This is a genomic window from Syntrophomonas sp. UBA1041 (assembly GCF_002316705.1).
In the GTDB taxonomy this organism is placed as follows: domain Bacteria; phylum Bacillota; class Syntrophomonadia; order Syntrophomonadales; family Syntrophomonadaceae; genus DTU019.
The window spans coordinates 1-3392 of sequence record NZ_DCEA01000115.1; the positions used below are offsets into that span (position 1 = coordinate 1).

Below are 3392 nucleotides of genomic sequence, written 5' to 3' on the forward strand. Positions count from 1 at the left end.
CATACCCCAAACCGATACGGAAATGCAATAAACAAGGCACTTCAAGCGAAGTGCCTTGTTTATTTTTCAAAATATTTGCCTTATTCTTAATTACTTCCCCAGCAGGTTATACAGCACCTGCGCCATCTCCGCGCGGGTGGTTGTGCCGGTCGGGTTGAGCTTACCATTAGAGCCGCCGACAGTACCCGTTACGACAAAGGCTGCCATCGCTTCCTGCGCCCACGAGCTAATCTGCGTAGCGTCGGAGAAGTCGAGGACGGTCTTGCCGGAATCGCCTCCGGGTAGTTGCTCGATGGACTTCAGCGCGTTATACAGCAGGGTGAACATTTCCTGACGGGTGATCTCCTTGCCCGGTGCGTACATATTGTTACCTACACCTGTTGTAATCCCGAGCCGCTTCGCCGCCGCGAGATAGCCGCTATAATAGGTGTTACCGGCATCCGCAAAGTTGTCGGTTGCGTTTTTGTCAGGAGCCATTCCGTAGGATCTCATCATCAGGACAATGAACTCGCCGCGCGTGAGCTTGGCGTCAGGGCTGTAATTTCCGTTACCCGTGCCTGATGTAATCTCTCTTGCTGCTATGAAACTCACCGCTTTGTTGTACCATGCGCCCGCCGCTACATCATTGAAGGTCTTATGCACATACGCCACGGCGTAGTCGCTGAAGTGCGTGGCGAAAAAGGTCACCGTTTTGGTAGCCGGGTCGTAGCGTCCGTTGGGTACCGATACGACATTGCCGCTGCCGTCAATGTACCATACGACGATGCTTTCGGGATTGGCAAGCTCCGCCGCTGTCGGGGTATAGGGTATGCTCACCGTTACCGGCGCATTGGGATTGCTCCAGTCAGTCTGCCTGCCGTCAATAGACAGCGTTAGCTGTATCAGCGGTCTGTCGCCGATGGCGGTTTTCACGTCATCGGGCAGGTCGTCTTTATTTCCCTGACCGACGGAGATTTCCGCCTTGCCTCCGCTTATACCCGCTACGCCTGTCAGCATATTGGACAAGAGGGTAACGCTGCCGTTATCCGTATTGATGGTCAGCGTTCCCCGAGCGTCAGCCCTTGACAGGCTCGGCACCGGTATGCTGACCGAATAAATGCTGACGTCGGGAACTGTGGGCAAGGTGATAACTGTCCCGCCCTGGGCAAGGCTCTGGGAGCCGGCGTCTACAGACGCGGTTTTGGCATCCTTGTCAACCGTGATGGTCAGCGTTGCTTCAGCGCCGTTTTCCGCTTTCACGTCCGCTTTATATTCCGGCGCTGCCGGTGTTGAGGGAGTGCCGCCGCCGGAGGAACCACCGCCAACGGTTGTAAAGGTGGCCGTAACGATGGTTGCGTTTGCGGGCGCCGTAAAGGTGGTACTGGCGGAATTGGCGTTGCCGAAGGTGCCGCCGTTGCTTGTAGTCCATTTATCGAACCGGTAGCCGGAGGCGGGCGAAGCGGAAATGTCGATGACCGTACCGGCCCCATAGTTGCCGCTGGCGCCGACGGTGATGCTGCCGCCCGTATCTGCCGTGATGGTCAGGGAATAGATAGCTGCCTGTACGGTCACGGTCGTCGTTACCTTCAACTCTGTGGCGGGAATCGTCTGCTCCACGCCTGCCGGCAGTTCAAACGTTCCGGTAGCGGTATAGCTTCCCGGCGTATCGCCGGCATAGTCTGTGATCATCCAATTGAGAGCCGCGGCATGCGTTTGGCTGTTGACGTCCACAACCGTCGTATTCCCCGGTAAAGCGGCAAGGGCCTGGGATAATGTTGTACCGTAAGGAACAGTTATACCACCCGCAGGGCTGATGCTTACCAGCTCATAACCAACGAGATATTGAGGAAAGCTTCCGCTTTGCTCTCCGCCCACGCCCGAAAGCACAGGCAGGCTTCCTTCCGCGAAGTCCCAAATAGCATTGCCGCTACCATCCTGCGCTTCAATGAACGGCGTCCATGTGTCCTCCTGGCACATTTGCGCATAACGGAGGGAAACGCCGTTGTTGTCATCATCGGCTCCGACGGCTATGGAAACTACACCGTTTATGGGCATAAACGCCCATGCCATATTGCCGGATATGGCTGCGCCTGCGTCGACACGCCCTACGATGCGCCCTGTATTACTGCCCTCATTTACAGACGAATTGAGCGCAGCAGTATTCCTCACAATACTGTTTGTTAATCCTACAATACCTCCGACATCCTCCCCGCTTCCAGTAACCAGGCTTGTGGTATAGCAATTTTCGATCAGCCCTAATGCATTGACTCCCGCTATACCGCCTACTCCATGCCCTCCGCTGACCGTACCGGTACTGTAACAGTTTTTCAGCGTACTCCCATGCAGTGCGCCGGCTATCCCGCCGGCCCTTCGCAGACCGATGACATCTCCGGTGCTGTAGCAGTTTTCTACGACCGGTCCCTCATAGAAATATCCTATAAGCCCTCCGGTATATGATTGGATGTGTGTCGTCAAATTGACGACCTCGCCGGTACTGTAACAACCGGTTATTGTAGGCTTGGCGCTGTAGCATTCTCCAACAAGGCCGCCCATCGAGACAGGAACAGATGTGCTTTGTAAATTGACGTCGGCAGTGCTGAAGCTGTTGGCAATCGCCGCGTTGCTTGAAATGGTTCCAACCAGACCTCCCATTCGCGGCCCAACGTCAGGCGGGTCTTCAACGCTGACGCTGCCACTGCTGCTGCACTGATCGATCGTTCCTGTTTTAGTGATTCCTGAATTATACCCAACCAACCCTCCTAAATGGGTGGACGCCTTGCCTCCCACCGTGGCGGCACTACAGCTTTGGCTGATAGAACCCTGATTCGATCCGGCAAGGCCGCCCACTGACGCATACCTTCCGCCTATCACTTCGGCCTCGACTTTGCAATTGCTGATGGTGCCGCGATTGTAGCCTACCAGACTTCCTACATTCGTGCTTACTCCCGATGTGTGCGTTGCGTGAATGCTGGCGTTTTCCAGCGCTATATTATTCAGCCTGCCGTCGTCTCCCACCACGCCGAATAATCCCACAGTATTCACCGTATCTGTATCTGTCTCAATAGTCAGATTGGAAATCGTATGTCCATTGCCGTTGTAGCTGCCGTTGAAACGGGCCGTAGATGGAGCATTAACCCCGATGGGCGTCCAGTTGATGCCTGTCAGGTCAATGTTCGCCGTCTGGATATAATAAGCGCCCAAGCCTTTTGTACGGATTTCGTTTAAGTGGGCGGGCGATGTTACCTTATAAGGACTGCCCTCGCTGCCGTTGCCCTCCCAGACCGGCGGGGTTATCGTCACGGTATAACCGGTTGCCTTGCCTCCAAAGCTGATGGTCAGCGCCTGACTGCCCACCGGTTCGGAGCTGCTGAAGCCGCTGATATGTCCCGTGGTAATAGGCAGCACCGCGGTGT

1 protein-coding gene is annotated in these 3392 nt (G+C 55.4%); it reads right to left on the reverse strand.

Features of this window, described 5'->3' with window-relative positions:
* Nucleotides 1-90: 90 nt before the first annotated feature.
* Nucleotides 91-3333 (reverse strand): S-layer homology domain-containing protein, encoded by a 3243-nt coding sequence (locus B2633_RS16695; RefSeq protein ID WP_483171807.1) that lies wholly within the window; start codon nucleotides 3331-3333, stop codon nucleotides 91-93.
* Nucleotides 3334-3392: the final 59 nt, after the last annotated feature.